Origin of the sequence: Clostridium tepidiprofundi DSM 19306, from assembly GCF_001594005.1 — a bacterium.
GTDB classification, from domain to species: Bacteria; Bacillota; Clostridia; order Clostridiales; family Clostridiaceae; genus Clostridium_AC; species Clostridium_AC tepidiprofundi.
This window is the reverse complement of sequence record NZ_LTBA01000045.1, coordinates 1-17162: the sequence shown is the minus strand read 5'-3', so window position 1 is coordinate 17162 and position 17162 is coordinate 1. Positions and strand designations below refer to the sequence as shown.

General features: G+C 30.5%; 13 protein-coding genes, 2 tRNA genes and 3 rRNA genes. 13 read left to right on the top strand and 5 right to left on the bottom strand.

Going from position 1 to position 17162, the window contains the following annotated elements; all coding sequences use genetic code 11:
• From CLTEP_RS11690 to CLTEP_RS11665, 6 genes are all read left to right on the top strand, one after another.
• Window positions 1-226: ribosomal RNA gene (locus CLTEP_RS11690) — 23S ribosomal RNA — on the top strand; the annotation flags it as partial.
• 146 nt (window positions 227-372) lie between these two features.
• A 5S ribosomal RNA gene (gene rrf / locus CLTEP_RS11685) occupies window positions 373-489 on the top strand.
• 9 nt (window positions 490-498) lie between these two features.
• Window positions 499-573, top strand: a tRNA-Asn gene (locus CLTEP_RS11680).
• A gap of 3 nt (window positions 574-576) precedes the next feature.
• Window positions 577-652, top strand: a tRNA-Phe gene (locus CLTEP_RS11675).
• 135 nt (window positions 653-787) lie between these two features.
• Complete coding sequence (locus CLTEP_RS11670) at window positions 788-1696, top strand: DUF4097 family beta strand repeat-containing protein (protein ID WP_066826899.1); 909 nt, start codon at window positions 788-790, stop codon at window positions 1694-1696.
• Between the two features lie 441 nt (window positions 1697-2137).
• On the top strand, window positions 2138-3046 hold the full coding sequence (locus CLTEP_RS11665; protein WP_066826897.1) for a DMT family transporter: 909 nt from the start codon (window positions 2138-2140) through the stop codon (window positions 3044-3046).
• A gap of 293 nt (window positions 3047-3339) precedes the next feature.
• On the opposite strand, the gene CLTEP_RS11660 is transcribed toward CLTEP_RS11665, so the two are convergent.
• Complete coding sequence (locus tag CLTEP_RS11660; protein WP_066826892.1) at window positions 3340-3711, bottom strand: L,D-transpeptidase; 372 nt, start codon at window positions 3709-3711, stop codon at window positions 3340-3342.
• 48 nt (window positions 3712-3759) lie between these two features.
• Window positions 3760-4554, bottom strand: coding sequence for an FAD-binding protein (locus CLTEP_RS11655; protein ID WP_066826889.1), 795 nt, complete (start codon window positions 4552-4554; stop codon window positions 3760-3762).
• A gap of 278 nt (window positions 4555-4832) precedes the next feature.
• On the opposite strand from CLTEP_RS11655, the gene CLTEP_RS11650 reads away from it, so the two are divergent.
• The 6 genes from CLTEP_RS11650 to CLTEP_RS11625 all read left to right on the top strand — a co-directional run bounded on the left by CLTEP_RS11650 (window position 4833) and on the right by CLTEP_RS11625 (window position 12312).
• Window positions 4833-5984, top strand: a complete 1152-nt coding sequence (locus CLTEP_RS11650) for a mechanosensitive ion channel family protein (protein ID WP_242863934.1) — start codon at window positions 4833-4835, stop codon at window positions 5982-5984.
• A gap of 122 nt (window positions 5985-6106) precedes the next feature.
• Window positions 6107-7192 carry a hypothetical protein gene (locus CLTEP_RS11645; protein ID WP_066826885.1) on the top strand — a complete coding sequence of 362 codons (1086 nt, stop codon included), beginning with the start codon at window positions 6107-6109 and terminating at the stop codon, window positions 7190-7192.
• A gap of 292 nt (window positions 7193-7484) precedes the next feature.
• Window positions 7485-8657 carry an N-acetylmuramoyl-L-alanine amidase family protein gene (locus CLTEP_RS11640; protein ID WP_242863933.1) on the top strand — a complete coding sequence of 391 codons (1173 nt, stop codon included), beginning with the start codon at window positions 7485-7487 and terminating at the stop codon, window positions 8655-8657.
• A gap of 425 nt (window positions 8658-9082) precedes the next feature.
• Window positions 9083-10126 carry a M42 family metallopeptidase gene (locus tag CLTEP_RS11635; RefSeq protein ID WP_066826883.1) on the top strand — a complete coding sequence of 348 codons (1044 nt, stop codon included), beginning with the start codon at window positions 9083-9085 and terminating at the stop codon, window positions 10124-10126.
• Entirely contained in the window at window positions 10117-11115 is a 999-nt protein-coding gene (locus tag CLTEP_RS11630; RefSeq protein ID WP_066826881.1) for a M42 family metallopeptidase, read from the top strand. Before CLTEP_RS11635 ends, CLTEP_RS11630 begins: the two co-directional genes overlap by 10 nt.
• Before the next feature lie 243 nt (window positions 11116-11358).
• Complete coding sequence (locus CLTEP_RS11625) at window positions 11359-12312, top strand: zinc-binding metallopeptidase family protein (protein ID WP_066826879.1); 954 nt, start codon at window positions 11359-11361, stop codon at window positions 12310-12312.
• A 302-nt stretch (window positions 12313-12614) separates the two neighbouring features.
• Here CLTEP_RS11625 and CLTEP_RS11620 read toward each other — a convergent pair whose 3' ends face one another.
• The 3 genes from CLTEP_RS11620 to CLTEP_RS11610 form a co-directional block, all read right to left on the bottom strand.
• The gene (locus CLTEP_RS11620; protein WP_066826877.1) at window positions 12615-13709 is read right to left on the bottom strand and encodes a glucosaminidase domain-containing protein; all 1095 of its coding nucleotides are present in this window, start codon (window positions 13707-13709) and stop codon (window positions 12615-12617) included.
• A 29-nt stretch (window positions 13710-13738) separates the two neighbouring features.
• On the bottom strand, window positions 13739-14335 hold the full coding sequence (locus tag CLTEP_RS11615; protein WP_066826875.1) for a uracil-DNA glycosylase: 597 nt from the start codon (window positions 14333-14335) through the stop codon (window positions 13739-13741).
• 230 nt (window positions 14336-14565) lie between these two features.
• Window positions 14566-15618: an HD-GYP domain-containing protein gene (locus CLTEP_RS11610; protein ID WP_066826873.1), complete on the bottom strand. Its 1053-nt coding sequence runs from the start codon at window positions 15616-15618 to the stop codon at window positions 14566-14568.
• Between the two features lie 1449 nt (window positions 15619-17067).
• Here CLTEP_RS11610 and CLTEP_RS11605 point away from each other — a divergent pair.
• Window positions 17068-17162: ribosomal RNA gene (locus CLTEP_RS11605) — 16S ribosomal RNA — on the top strand; the annotation flags it as partial.

The following is a 17162-nucleotide window of genomic DNA, read 5'->3' as shown; positions in this document are numbered from 1 at the left end:
GACTGACCTCTAGTGCACCAGTTGTTCCGCCAGGAGCACAGCTGGGTAGCTAAGTCGGGAAGGGATAAACGCTGAAAGCATCTAAGCGTGAAGCCTCCCTCAAGATAAGATTTCCCATGACGAAAGTCAGTAAGACCCCTTGAAGAACACAAGGTTGATAGGTCGGAGGTGTAAGTGCAGTAATGTATTAAGCTGACCGATACTAATAGGTCGAGGACTTGACCAAAAAGAATCGCTAGTCACCAATCGCTAATCGCTATTATTTCATAATTGATGATTAGAGACTGGAGATTGGTATTCAGTTCATTATGCAATTTTGAGAGAACAATGTTTTCTCAATGTATACCACAAACGTCAATAAGAAGTTAAGTATCTGGTGGTTATAGCGTAAAGGCAACACCCGTTTCCATTCCGAACACGAAGGTTAAGCTTTACAGCGCCGATGGTACTGCATGGGAGACCGTGTGGGAGAGTAGGTCACTGCCAGGTAAAAAACGTTCCACGGTAGCTCAATGGTGGAGCACTCGGCTGTTAACCGATAGGTTGGAGGTTCGAGTCCTCTCCGTGGAGCCATATGGCTCGATAGCTCAGTCGGTAGAGCAGAGGACTGAAAATCCTCGTGTCACTGGTTCGATTCCAGTTCGAGCCACCAAAAACACCTCAGATTAGTTTTAAATTAATCTGAGGTGTTTTTATTTTTTTGTGTGGGATAAGAGCAAAGTAATTCGTCTATAGTATTGTATGGTAAAATCAAAATATGATAAATTATTGAAAGGAAGGGTATTATATGAAAAAGAAATTTATTTATTGTTTTATGGCTGCATTGGTGATGTTTACATTAATATTCACAGGTTGTGGTGTTGATGTAGTAGAATTAGATAACAATAAAACCAAAGATTTAAAAGAGTATAGTATAGACGAAGAGAAAAATGAAAAAATATCAGGTCTAAATAAATTATTTATTAATGCTTGCTCTGATATTAATATTATTCCAGAAGATAGAGAAGATATTAAAGCACATTTACATGGAGACATAACTTGTAATTTTGAACCTAAATTGATTATGGATTTAGCAAATGATTCTATCAAAATTAAACTAACTGAAAAAACTGATAATATAACCATAAGAAAATCGAACTTGAAATTAGATATATATATTCCTAAAACTTATTCAGATAGTATAAATATTAACAATATATCTGGACGGATATCTGTTAAGAATTTAAAACTAAATGATTTTCATATTAATACGGTTTCGGGTAACACAAGTATTCAAAACTTAACAGCAGAAGATTTTTATTATAATGCTGTTTCAGGCGATTTAGATGGCAAGAATGTATTTACAAATGCAGTGAAATTTACGTCTGTATCAGGAAATATTAAATTGGATAAATTTAAAGGAAATATAAAAGGTAAAAGCGTTTCAGGTAAAATAGTATTGAATTACGAAACGTTCAATAATGATATAAATATTAAAAGTACATCAGGGGATATTAATATAACTCTTCCACATACTTCAGAATTTTATTTAGATGCTGAAGTTATATCAGGAAAGATTAATTGTGATTTCCCAATAAAGATTGAAAGCTCTGAAAAAAAAGGTAAAAAGATAAAAGGAACAGTTAGGAGTAACAAAAATAGTATTAGAATTGAAGGAGTTTCAGGGAATATAAATATAAATATAAATACGAAGTAGAGTATCTTTAAAAAACAGCCAGTAAGTATGCTGGCTTATTTTGCTAAAGCAAAACATTTGCTTGAATTATTTCCCAGGATATATTGTTTTTTTCTTCAGTATATTAGGAATAATGATTAGAGCTAGGCATAGTGAACTACCCTCCACTTACTTCGTTGAAGTGGGGGCTTCTTGGTCAATACTCCCAATGGAGCAAGTTTACCCAAGCTAACATAGAATATGGGAGATTTCTGTTAGGCATATTAAATAAATAACTAATTAGTATGATAGTTTATCGATTCAATAAAACTCCCACTTTTATAAGTGGGAGTTTGAAGATTTTTGCTTCAATTGGAGTAGAATCTCCATCTGAAATCAATAAGTTCAAGAATAATTATATGCTTATGAGAGAAAATACTAAGGTGTTACTAACAGACTAAATTTATTTGCTGGAGTGATTTTATGTTTAATGCTAGAGCTAATCATGTATTCAAAGATAAATACTATATAGATTCAATTTTGATATTGGTGACTATGATATGGGGTATGAAACCTGTAGTTATCAAGATAGGATTATTTAATATTTCAGCTATTCAGTACAATGTTTGGAGATTGATATTTGCAGCTATAGCTTCATGGGTGGCTTTACTTTTGAGTGGAAAATATGTACACGTGATGAAGAAAGATAAAATGAAAATACTATTCGTATCTGTATGTGGATTTTTTATATTTCAATGGTTTTATGGAATTGGAATAGGAAAGACAACAGCGGGTAATGCTTCACTAATAATGGGGACTATTCCACTCACAGTTGCAATTATAAGTCATATAGCAGGAATTGAAAGAATGAATGTAATAAAAGTTATTGGAATAATAATATCATTTTGTGGACTAATTGTAGTTATATTAGGGACAGAGAGTACAGCTTTTGCAGATGACAATATATTAGGAAGTGCTTATATTTTTATAGGTGCGTTTGGATATGCAATATATATGGTGTTTTCTAAGCCACTTTTAAAAAAATATCCACCATATCAAATAACAGCTTATGCTATAACAATTACTGCAATACTAGTTATGTTGTTTTCAGGTTTTGACATAAATATTAATGCTATGACACCACCATTAGTATTTAATTTATTTTATACAGGTGTGTTTGCAATGTATGTAGCAAATTATTTATGGACATGGGCGATTAAAAGGAGTTCCAGCACAAGGGTTTCATTATACAATAATGTAACACCTGTTTTTTCTATAATTTTTGCTGCATTATTTCTAAGAGAAAGAATAACAATTGAGCAATTTGGAGGTATAGTTATAATATTTTTAGGGTTGTATATTAGTATTTATAGGCTTAAAAAGTTTATTTAGGCATTTGAAAGAAAATAACAAGTCAAAGATGCGACGTATATTTTGTGAAATACAAAGAGTTGGGTTCCGCTGATAGTAGGTTCTATCAACGAGTTCCAACGATGAAGTAGTTCGCAAAATAGACTAGCATACTGACTAATTATTTTTTGAAAATGCCTTAATATAAGGTAGCTCCAAAAAAATAACCTGTGCAGACTTTCTTAATTATATAAATCAATAAAAAGGAACTGTATTTTTAAATAAGTTTCTTCAACTAGTTTATTTAGGGAAGTCTGTACTAGGCATCGCAAAATCTAGGTTATTATAACTGTAGTTCCTATAGGGACTGTATTTGCAAGTTCTAGTATATCTTTATTGTACATACGAATACATCCATTAGAAACTGCTTTTCCTATAGAATTTGGATTATTGGTTCCATGTATACCATAACCAGGAATGCTTAAACCTAACCATCTTACTCCAAAAGGACCTCCTGGATTTATAGCTTTATTAATAATTTTAAATGTTCCTTTTGGCGTTGGTTTAGAAGGCTTACCTATTGCAATAGGGTAAGATTTTATAAGGTTATTATTTTTATATAAATGGAGACATTTAGTATTTGTATTTACGATAATCTTATAAGTATTTTTTTTTAATCTGTACGATGGATAAGATAAAAAAACCATTTTTCTCCTCCGAATATTTATATATTCTATTATATTCTTATATTTTTATTAAGGTGAATGATTAAGTTTTTTTGTTCTATAAATAAATGCACCATTTTTCTTTATACTTTTACCGTAATTAAATCCATACATAGATAACTTCTTTTTTAAGAGTTCAAATTTATTATGAGGATTTTTATTAGGAATTAGTGCACTACCCACGAGTAACATATTTTCTTTAGGAATTGTCCAAGAATAAAAATCTGTTATCTTCATATCAAATATTGCTGAATAGTATGGAAGGGGTTTATTTACTTCGAACCATTCTTGGATTGCTATATATTGATCTGGATAAATATGATTATCAGATATATTTTTTCTTAATATTGAATTAGCACCATCTGCACCTACTAATATTTTGGTGTATTCTGATGTTTCTTTACCATTTTCAAAATAATTTATTTTGATATTGTTATTTTCATTTTTGAATGACTTGAACAAACAATTATATTTTATGTTAACTTGACTTGGTATAAGTGAAATCAACCATCTATCAAATTTTATTCTATCAACATTAATATAGTGTCTTTGATAATATTTTTCGATTGAATTATCCATATCAATTGTTCTTACAGAAAAAAGTTGAGGTCCTACTAGAATTTCTTTTGGAACTCCTAATCCTAGTTTTGCAAGCATTTTTTGTGAATCTGGTGCAAGCAATCCACCACAACATTTTTCATAAGTAAAATTAGAATTATTTTGAAAATCTCTTCTATCTAGTAATAAAATTTTAAATCTGTCCCCTAATAATCTAGCTAAAGTTGAACCAGCGGGACCAGCACCAATTATAGTAATATCATACATAAATATAAGACCTCTCTTTCAAATTGATCGATTTTACAAGATTCCCACTTCTATAAGTGGGAGATTGAAGATTTTGCTTCAGGTGGAGTAGAGTCTCCACCTGAAGTCCTGATGTTTTGCTTTAGTAAAACGAGTTCACTTTGCCAAATAAAATACTTTACATTTGACAATATATATCGTTTATTATAATATACAGATAAGGCTGTGTAAATATTTTACATTAAAATGGAAATTGAATTTGGATGAACTATAAAATGAAAGGTGGGAGCTAAATATTAATGAAAACAACAATGGAAACAATAAATGTATTTATTACGTTTTTCAGTGAGAATTCGTATAAACATACCAAAAGCTTAGGAATTGCTTTAATAATATTTTTAGCATTTTTATTTTTGAGGAAGTTTTTAGCAAAAAGGGTATTAAATATAATGTTAAAAATAACATCTAAAACTAAGACAGACATGGATGAAAAAGCAGTTATGGGATTTCAAAAACCTATTAGGGTATTGTTTGTAGTGCTTGGAATATACTTTCCTCTGAGGTATTTGGGATATGATTTTCATATAAATATTGTCTTTATAAACAAATGCTTAAGTTCGATAATAATTATACTTATTTCATGGGGATTGTATAATTTAACAGGTGAATATTCAGTGTTATATGAAGAAATGAGAGATAAATTTGGACTAAAAGTGGATAAGCTGTTATTTCCATTTGTATCTAAATCTTTAAGAGTGGTTATAGTGGCTTTTGCAATTACAATTGTTTTAGCTGAATGGGATATAAACATTCAAATGTTTGTGACAGGATTAGGTTTAGGAGGACTTGCAATTTCTCTTGCTGCAAAGGATGCTGCTGCTAATATAATTGCTGGAATAGTTATAATTATCGAGAAACCATTTAGCATAGGGGATTGGATAGCTACATCTGAAATTGAGGGGACGGTTGAAGATATTTCATTTAGGAGTACTGTTATTAGAAAATTTGGTAATGAGTTGGTTACTGTACCAAATTCAAGTCTTACTACAGTTCCTATCACAAATTTTTCAAAGAGAGGCAAGAGAAGAATAACATTTAATTTAGGACTTACATATTCTACACCTAAGGAAAAAATAGAAACATGTGTTGCAAAAATTAAAAACATGCTAGAGGAACATCCGGATGTTCATAAAGAAACTATTTTTGTTACATTTGATAAATTTAATGATAGTAGTTTGGATTTATTTCTATATTTTTTTACAAAAACAACTGTTTGGGGAGAATATCTAAAGGTTAAAGAGGACATAAATCTTAAAATAATGGAAATATTACAACAAGAGGGAGTTTCGATAGCGTTTCCAAGTACAAGCATTTACTTTGAAAATAAATTATTGTATGAAAATAAGGATGGAATTTTAATTAACACAAATAATAATAAAAGCATAAATTAATAATAAATATTTGGCTATTAAGTAAAAAATAATAAAAAGTTTTAAATTACCACTTTATATTTTATTAATTATGATGTATAATTAGTAAGACATGTTTTAAATATACTTTCAGGAGGTATTATATGAAAAAATTTAGAATAGTGAGCATTGTTAGTTTGATTATTTTTGTGATGGCACTATCAGGGTGTGGCTCAAAAGAAGATGCTCTATTTGATGCTATTGAAAAAACACAAAATATTAAAGCTTATTCATTTAAAGTGGATGGAGCGGTGAAGGTTAATTTGCCTGAAGAGCAACAACAGAATCCATTTGTAGCTACAATGACTAATGTTAATTTTTCTGCTACTGGAAAAGCTACACAAGAAAGAAATAAGTGGGCTAAAACAAATATGAATCTTAATATGGGAATGATGGGGGTTAATGTAAGTTCTAATTTAATGGTGGATGTTTCATATGGCGATGAATATAAGTACAAAGCATTTATTGAAATTCCAGAAATCGTAAAACAAATGGGATTACAACAAATGATTGGTGATGCTAAATATTTATATATAGATTCAGATTCTATGAAAGAAATTCAATCTGCTGATAAAAATGCAAAACAGCTTACAACAGAGGATATGGCTAAGATCCAAAAGGATTCAATGGATATTCAGAATGATTTAATAGATTTCACAAAAAAATATTCAAAGAAACACTCAGAATTTATTAATGATGAAGGAAAAAAAGATGTCGAAGTAAATGGAAAAACAGAAAAAGCTAATGTGTATGAAATCAAATTAAACAATGAAAATTTAAAAGATTATCTTAAAGAGTATTTAAGTGATGAGAAAAGAGCTAGTAAGTTAGAAGATATGTTTAATATCATGAAAAAATACAGTGTTGCTAAAGGTTCTGAAGACGAAATTGATAAATTTAATGTAGAAGAAATTAAGAAAAATATTGATAAAATGCCTAATTTCATAGGCAAAGATGGAATAACATTAGAATATTCAGTAAAAGATGGATATGTTATTAAATCTAAAATTAATATTAACATTGATATTGAAGATAAATCTAAAAATGAAGTTACAGGTGTAAGTTATGTTGTGACAGCAGACCTATTTGATATTAATGATAATATTAAGGTCGAAATACCAAATAAAAAAGATGTGAAATGTGTTGACATAAACCAATTAATAACTCCTCAAATGTTGGAGCAAAAATAATTTTTTTAGAAGTCCTATTGCTGATTTAAAGCTGATGGGGCTTTTTTTAGAATAAGGCATCTTAAAAAAATAACTGGTCAGTATGCTAGTCTGTTTTGCACTATATTACGTTGTTATAACTCGTTGAGAGCTTTACTATCAGAGAGAAATTTGTATACTTGTCGATACAAGATATATGTCGCATTTTTGACTTGCTATTTTCTTTCAAATATCTAAAGTTTATGATAAAATTATAAGTAAATTTGAGGAACTATTTTGTTAGGAAAAATTTATGATTAAAGGAGTTTTAAATATGGTTAGAAAAAGTTACAAAAAAACCAAAACAAGAATAAGGAAAAAGCGGAAGAATAAATTTTTTAGTTATGCAGTAATTTTTATTTGGGTAATACTTCTTGGGACAAGCATAGGTATATATTCATATAATCACAGCAATAAACATACAAAAATGGTGATTGCAGCAACCGATAATAAAAACCAAAATAATCGAAAAAGTGATGATAATAGATTAAACAAACAAAATGTTGATAACAAAAGTAGTAAAAATGATAAAAGTGATAAAAAAGATAATAATGTAAAAGAAAAAGGAAGCATAAAAGAAAAAAGTAATATTACTGATAAAAAAGATAGCAGTATCAAGAAAAAAGAGGCAATTTCAGTAGTTATTGATTCGAATAAAAAGGTTGAAAATAAAAAAGTTGAGAATAAAAACACACAACAAAGTACCACAGAGCAAAAAACTAAAAGTACAACGATTGAGAATAAAGAAGCATCTAAAAGTAAGGGTACAGAGAATGCAAAAGATACATATGATAATGTTAAAAAGGTAAAATTTAATGCTGAAAATAAAGTTATAGTTATTGACCCAGGCCATGCTGACCATCCAAATCTTGAAAAAGAACCTATAGCACCAGGATCTAAAACAATGAAAATTAAGGATGGAGGGGGAACTAGAGGAACATTTACAAAGACTCCTGAATATGTTGTTGCTATGAAAGTTGCAAAAAAGCTTAAGACATTATTAGAGCAAAAAGGTTTTACTGTCATCATGACTAAAACTGATAATAGTGTAAGCTTAGGTAATGTCGAAAGAGCTGAAATAGGTAATAAAGCAAATGCAGCTTTGGTAATAAGAATACATGCGGATGGTGCTGCTAATGCTTCTGCTCATGGAGCATCAATGCTTGTACCAGCTTTAACAAAGTGCACTGCTCCAATTTATGATGAGAGCAAAAGATGTGGTAAAATAGTTATAGATACTTTAACTAAGGAAGTTGGTATGTATAATAGAGGTGTTGTTTACAGAAAAGATATCACAGGTTTTAATTGGTCAAAAGTTCCAGTTATATTAATTGAAATGGGATTTATGACTAATGAACAAGAAGATCATCTTCTTAATAGTCCAGATTATCAAGATAGTATAGCAAAAGGATTAGCTGACGGAATTCAAAAAGCATTGACACCATAAAAATTAATTACCAATCCCTAATATAATAATTACTAGGGATTGGTAATTGGAGAGTGGGGTCAATAATAATAAAACAATTCATAATAGTTGTGAAACTTAAAAATGAATTGAAAAACAGAAGTTCTTTCATCCACGGAAGGATAAAAGTTGGATTTTCAAAGTAATCTCTTATAATTACGAAAAAGTTTCGCAAATATGAAATTAAAATTATTATATCTTGCATTTGACATTTTGTCAATAGTTAATTGATTATTCTTTAATTCGTAATTTAAATTTTTATCATATATTACAATGAAAAAATGCAATATGCAGAGATTTTTATAGTGAATATTAACACGAAATATATGATATTAAATATATAAATATTAAATGCTTATATTTAATATTACGAATTGAAGTTATTATTTTAAAAAGTAGGTGAGAATGTGAATGAAAAAAGTTTATTAAAAAATTTGTGTATGGGACATGCTCCTAGTGGAAGGGAAAATTGGATATTCCCTCTAATAAAAGAAGCTTTTGAGCCATATTGTGACGAAGTAAGACAGGGCAATTTGAATAATGTTTATGCAATAAAAAAAGGTAATGGAAAAGAAAGCATAATGATTATGGCTCATTCTGATGAAGTGTTCCTTATGGTAACTGAAATTTGTAAAAATGGATTTATCAAATTTGATGCAACGGGAATTGATCCTAAAACATTAATTTCACAAGAAGTGTGTATTCATGGTAGAAAGAAAATTGATGGCATTATTGGCATTAAACCTCCGCATATCATGAATGAAGACGATAGAAAAAGTGCAGTAAAAATAAAAGATTTAATGATTGATACTGGAATAAGTGAAGAGAATATTAAACATATAGTAAGTGTAGGGGATTTTGTTACATTAAAAAGAGAGTTTTATGAATTGTTAAACAACAATGTAACATGTAAAGCAACCGATGATAGAGCTGGAATAGTAGCTATGTGGTCGTGTGCAAAGGAATTAAAAAACATAAATAATGATTTGGATGTATATTTTGTGGCATCTTGCCAAGAAGAAGTTGGACATAGAGGTGCTAAAATGGCTAGTTATGATTTGAATCCAACTTTAGCAATTGCTATTGATGTTACTTTTGACGGTGGAAAAATGGGCGATGAAGATAGAGAAACCAAGCTAGGGGGAGGTCCTGTGATTTGTATTGGACCTAATATTCATCCAAAATTCAGAGAAAAAATTATGAAAATAGCAGAGGAATATAATATAGCTTATCAAATTGAAGTTGAACCTGGTAGTACTGGAACTGATGCATGGGATATTCAGATTTCGAGAAAAAGTGTACCTACATTATTGATTTCTATTCCGCAGAAGTATATGCATACTTCGGTTGAAATCGTAAATATGGATGATATAAAAAATACGGGTAGGCTGATTGCTAAGTTTATTGAAAAAGTAAATTCTTGTGAAGTGGAGGAACTATTATGCTTTTAGAAAGATTAAGTAATGCAATAGGACCTTCTGGCTTTGAAGGGCATGTTAGAGATATTATAAAGAAAGAAATTAGTTGTTATGTTGATGAAATAAAAACAGATAGAATGGGAAATATAATTGCACATAAAAAAGGAAATGGTAAAAAAGTTTTGATAGATGCACATATGGATGAAGTCGGTTTTATAATAACTGGATTTAATTCTGATGGTACATTAAAATTTGCGTCTTTAGGTGGAATTAATAGCAAGGTTATAGCCTGTAAAGTGGTATATATTGGTGAGAATAAAATTCCGGGCGTGGTTGGATTAAAGCCTATACATCTTCAAAGTAAGGATGAGAGAAAGAATAACGTGTCATATAGTCAGTGTTGTATTGATATTGGAGCAAATTCTGAAGAAGAGGCAAGAATGCACGTTAGATTAGGTGATTACGCAATTTTTGATACTAAATTTAGTGATTTTGGTGAAGGGTTGATGAAAGGTAAAGCATTTGATGACAGAATAGGATGTGCAGTTCTAATTGAGATATTAAAGGAGAATTATGATTGTGATTTATATGCTGCATTTAATGTTCAAGAAGAAGTAGGAGAAAGAGGAGCATTTATTGCGGCATATGAAATTCATCCAGAAATCGGGATAGCACTTGAGGGTACTATATGTGCTGATATTCCAAGTGTACCTGAGCATATTAGTGCAACAGTTATTGGAAAAGGACCAGCAATTTCAATAATGGATAGGACAAGTATTTTTGATAGAGAAATAACACAGTCTATTGTAGAAACAGCAGAGAAAAATAATATTCCATATCAGTATAGGCGTGCAACGGCAGGAGGAAATGATGCAGGCGCAATGGTTTTAAGTAAAGATGGATGTAGGGTTGCTACTGTTTCTGTACCATGTAGATATATTCATTCTTCCATATCAGTAGCTAGTAAAGATGATTTTAATAATACTGTTAAGCTTATGAAAGAATGGATTAAGACATTATAAGAACAGAACACAACTTACTTAGAAACTATATATTACAATAGGAGCAAATGTATAATAAATATCAAAAAAAGATTGCTAGGGGGCTGGATTGCCAGAGGGCTAGTACTGGTCAACAAGTGCAGCTTTGCTACACAATATGTCCAAAAGATGAACTTGTTTTGCTAAAGCAAAAAGCTTCAATCTCCCACTTATAGAAGTGGCAGTCTTATAGAATCGATAAAATTTTGAATGAGGTGATTTGAAATGGATATAATGTTAGAAAGATTAATAAATACATTTGGAGTTAGTGGGCGTGAAGAACAGATTAGGAGACTTATTCTTGATGAATTAAAAGATATTAAATGTGATATTATGGAAGATAATATGGGAAACTTGATTGTAAAGATGGGAGAAGGTAATGAAAGGGTTATGATAACTTCCAATATGGATCAATCGGGTCTTATTGCAACTCATATTGAAGATAACGGTTTTGTAAGGGTTAGTAATATTGGAAATGTAAAACCTATGAACATCCTTCACAGCTTGGTTGCATTTGAAAGTGGAATAGTAGGTAAAATTGCTGCAACCAAGGAAGAACCTAATATGGAAGATTTATATATTGATTTTGCTCTCACAAGTAAAGAGGAGGTTTGTAAAAAAGTTAAAATTGGAGATGCAGCATGTTTGTTGGCCTCTGGGTTTGAGATTGAGAATAGAATAGTTGTTCCGGGACTCAACAATAGAATAGGATGTTATATATTATTAAAAATAATTAAGGAAATAAATAATACTAACAAAGAAGTTTATTTTGTTTTTTCAAGTCAGGGAGAATTAGGAGGAAGAGGTGCAAGAGCGGCAGCTTACGATATTAAACCTGATTATTGTATTGTTTTAGATGTAAACGAAGCTGGAGATTATATTGGTGGTGTAGGAAATATTAAGCTAGAAAATGGACCGGTAATTAGGATTAAGGATAAAACTCTTATAATAAGTCAAGAAATAAAAGAAATACTTGAGAAGGCTGCAGAAAAATTACAAATAAATATTCAATATGGAATATGTGATGAAGGGACAGATGGGGCACTTGTACATAAAGAAAGAGGCGGAATTAAAACAGGTGTTTTAGCTGTCCCAATAAGGTATAATCATACGATATCAGAAATGGTTTCTATGAAAGATGTTGAAGAAACTATTAGACTTATTAATGAATTATTATAAAATTAAGTAATTATTGTATCGAGTGTAATCAAATAAAAACAGGTGAAATGGAATATTCACCTGTTTTTATCAACTTACAAGATTCGCACTTATAAAAGTGGTCTATTAAAGCTATTGCTTTGGGTGGGATAGGGTTTCTACACAGAGTTTTTACACGGAGATTTTACACGGAGATTTGGCTTTGATGTTTTGATCGATTCTATAAGACCCCCACTTTTATAAGTGAGAGAGTGAAGTTTTTTGTTTCAGGTGAAGTAGAGTCTCCACCTGAAGTCCCGATGTTTTGCTTTAGCAAAACGAGATTACTTTGTTATTCTAATAAGTTCATAAAAGATATCACGTACACCTTTGCTCCAATTTGGGTCACTAGCATAACGTCTATTAATCCACTCAAAAGGATCTACATTTGAGGGTCTACCTTTTGATAGATTAATTATGGTTTTAGCAACAATCTCAGAAGAGTCTGTTATAGTTGTATTATAGTTTTTCCAACTGCAGTAAATATTGTAAGGATTATTTGCGATTCTGCTGGCGTATTTAGAGTTTTTTGGTACAAAAGATTGCTCTTGCCCGGTAATAGCAAATAAAACCAAAGGATTTAAATTATATTTTTTGCTAACAGCTATTATTTGAGAGAAATAAGGTTCTTCAGCTAATTTTGAATTTCGTCTATTCAAGTAATTTCTTAATTTTGCTTGATTTATATTTGTGTAGCTGAAGTACGAGGGGAGGAATTTTAATTCAGGTCTTTTGATTTTGATGAAATTGTTTGTGGAAATGGTTATTGTCTTTTTTGCCAAATTTTTGTTATATATACTAAGATTGTTCTTGTATTTTTTTACAGGAACACCGTTGTTTGTAACATTGCTGGCTGTAGTATTGTTGTATGATGTAGTTATATTTTTGCTACTGGGTGCTTTGGTTTTAAAATTTGATACATTTAAGCTTGATACAGTCTTTGTTGAATCTAAATCATTGGGCGTAGAAATGCTACTGGTATTATTTTTAGGCGCAACAAAGAACAATTTGCTTTTTGCTAATGGGAATTTCTGGTTAGCTATTTTTGACAGAACAAAACTCTCATCTGTGAAAACATCTTCAACTCCAAAACACATTATGAGTGCAGCAATAAACATAACTGCTAAGAAGGGAACAAACACCATTTTCCCTGATGAAACATTCTTAATTGAACCTAATAAATATTTTATTATCCCAGTACTATTAGTACATTTTTTAATATTTTCATTTTCACAAACATCGATATTAGTTTCAGAAAATGAATAATTTTCAGTACAAAATCTTCTTGTGGAAATATTGTCTATTCTGTTTTTGCAATTATCAATATTCAATTTTGAACCTAAAATTAACTTTTTAAATTTAAACGAATAAGTTTTCATTTACACCAACCTCATAATAAATAATTATTTTATAGACTTAAAAGCGTCTCACTTAATTTTTCCCAATCATTCCTATAAATATTCAAGAATTCCTCACTTTTGTTATATATTAGTGAAGAAGGGTGGTACATGGGAAAAATATTTCTATTGATTTCCTTATTAAAAATTAAATTTCCGTGACATTCTCCAATGCTTTTAAAATCTGTTAATCTTTTCAGAGGAATATTACCCAATGTAACGATTATCTTAGGATTAACTAAATTGATTTCATCATTTAGAATGTCCTTAAATAGGTTTATTTCAGAAACCTTAGGAGGTCTGTTACTAATAGTTTCTCTTCCTGATTTGCTGATCTTTCTTTTTATAGGTCTAAAATAGCAAGTATTAGTTATTCTTACATTATCGCGTCTTAGTCCAATACTATTAAGATATTTTTCAAAATTAGCTCCAGCTTTTCCAACAAAAGGTTTGCCAAGTTCAACCTCAGTTTTTCCGGGTGCTTCTCCAACAAACATGATATCACAAGGAATAGGACCATCACCTGTAATGAATCCACCTATCATGTCATTAGGATATTGTTCGGAAATGTTTTTAATTCTTTTTTCAATATTATTTAAAGTATTCATAAAACAACTCCTGTTATTTGGATAAATATGATGCAATTGGATTCGAAGTAATTAATCAACGCATTTTAATATTCTAACACATTTTAAAAAAAAATAAACACTTTTTTGATGAAAAATCTCAAAAGTGTTTTAAATTAATTGTTATTGGACGATGAATAATAAGTTTCAACATTGAATAGTTGTATGCTTGTAGCTGTTGTATTAATTATTATTAATATTAAATATAAACTCTATAATACAGAGATTACAGTAATATTGGTATTTTTTAGTAAATTAATTTCATAAGGTGTTATTTTATGTTTATTTATATCATAGATTACTCGCAGAACAGGTCTATCTGGGAAACCTGGATTTTGTTTCACTACAAAACCTTCAATTCCATTTGATAATTTTAAGCAGCTGCCCAAAGGGTATACTGAAAATGTGTTTTTAAAAAGTTCTACTAATTTAGGATCAAAATATGTACTGCTTGAAGAAAGAATTAATTCATATGCTTCATATGGGTCAAATCTATTTCTGTAATTTCGATTAGAACTTACTGCTGTAAAAACATCACAAATTGATATGAGTCTTGCGTATTCTGATATTTCATTTCCGCTAATTCTGAAAGGATAGCCTGTACCATCAAATTTTTCGTGATGTTGAGCAACACCGTCTATGACGCATGCAGGAATAGATGGTATTTTGGAAATTATTTCTTTGCTATAAAAAGGATGAAGTTTTATTATGTCAAATTCATTTTTAGTCAATAACCCTTTTTTATTTATAATAGAACTTGAAATTTTTGTCTTACCTATGTCATGAAACAAGGCAGCAAGAGCTAGATTTCGTAGGTTTTCTTTATCATAATGCAGACGAGCTCCTAAAAATGTTGACATTATGCATGTATCTAGACAGTGTATATAGGTATAGTTATCATAATTTTTAACTTCATATAGGTTAGTATTAATGGTGTCTTCTCCACTTATATAGTCTATAAGCTCATAAACGGATACTAATGCTTCGTTTATAAATTCGGTATTTCCGGTGAGTAAATTGTTAAATATATCTGGCATAGATTTTAATGCGGTTTCTTTCAATGAATTTAAATAGGTATCTTCATATATGTCTTCCAAATCTTCATCTTCGATGTATACAAAAAATATCTTATATTTTTTTAGGTTAGATATATGTTCTTGATTTACTCTTTCCCCATGTTTTAATAAGAGCTTCCCATCTTCTGTTATTATATTTTTTGCTAATATTTCATTTCCAACTAAGTTGCTTACTAGAGTTAATCTCATCTAAAGAGTGGCAAGTGTTTTTTAGCTTTTATTTAAGTTAGTGAATAATTGGTTTTTGCAGATAGCTTGTCTTGCCACTGTACACCTCTCTTTCTTTGCAAAGTATGTTAAATATATAATAATACATCCCCACTGTATATTAATATTATATAATAAGATTTTACAACAATAAATAATTATTTAAAAATTCAGTAAATTAGGGCAGAGTTTTAATCACTAATCTCTAGCCTCCAATCGCTAGTCTCCAGTACAGATTTGCCATCTGTATACCAGTATCTGTTTTAAGTACTAGGAGCTAAAATAAGTTTGCTAGGTTGCTATAGGGCTAGTGCAGATTTGTAATTTGAAAACTAGTATCTATTTAAGAACAAAGTTCTAGGTATTAGTTTTCATCAAAGTAACAATATGCTTTGGTGATTGGTGATTGGTGACTCTGTTTTAGTCTCCAATCTCTAGTCTCCAGTACAAATTTGTGACTTGAGAACCAGTATCTGTTTAGGTTCTGGGTGCTAGGAGGAAGAACAAAGTACTGGTATTTATTCTCTGACTAAGTCACAATCTGGTTTGGTGACTAGTGATTGGCGATTAGTGACTTTGTTTTAGTCTCCAGTCTCCAGTACAGATTTGCCATCTGTATACCAGTATCTGTTTTAGGTACTAAGAGCTAAAATAAGTTTGCCAGGCTGCTAGAGGACTAGAGGGCTAGTGCAGATTTGTGACTTGATTATTATATGCTTTGATAACCAAATGTTTTTATATACATTTAGGAAATCGTATAACGATTTCATCATTAACTAGTAACTAGCCACCTGGAAAACTGGCACTCTTATATTAGTTTTCATCAAAGTAACAATATGCTTTGGTGATTGGCTATTGGTAACTTCTGTTTAATCTCCAGTCGCTAATCGCTAGTCTCTAGTACAGATTTGCCATCTGTATACCAGTATCTGTTTTAGGTACTAGGAGCTAAAATAAGTTTGCTAGAGGGCTAGAGGGCTAGTGCAGATTTGATATCTTGATTACTGTACACTTACTAGTCACTGGCCGACTGGTAACTAACGGTTTTGTATTAGCAGAATGGTTCTATTACTCTGCCGAGTGTATCAGTATAAGAAATAAAGAGAAATTTGTAGAATTATAAAGAAAAATGCTTATAAATATGAATAATAATAGGTCAGGTGATGATAGCAAAAATATTGTGTGATAGAATACTTACTGTCGCTGCGGCGGACAAAGAAGTTCACAAAGCGGCGATGAGTAAACAGTCAAATGAGAGTTAAAAAAACTTTCAAAAAGCTGTTGACAAGAGCAAAAGTAATTTGCTATAATACAGAAGTCGCTTGAAGCGGCAGGGAAGAAAAGGTCTTTGAAAAGTAAACAGAGGAAGTAAGAAAAACTCGTAATTCTTTAGAGAATGAAGTCAGTAATGGCTTGAGCAAGATAAACTTTTAAATTGAGAGTTTGATCCTGGCTCAGGACGAACGCTGGCGGCGTGCCTAACACATGCAAGTCGAGCGATGAAGCTACCTTCGGGTAGTGGAATA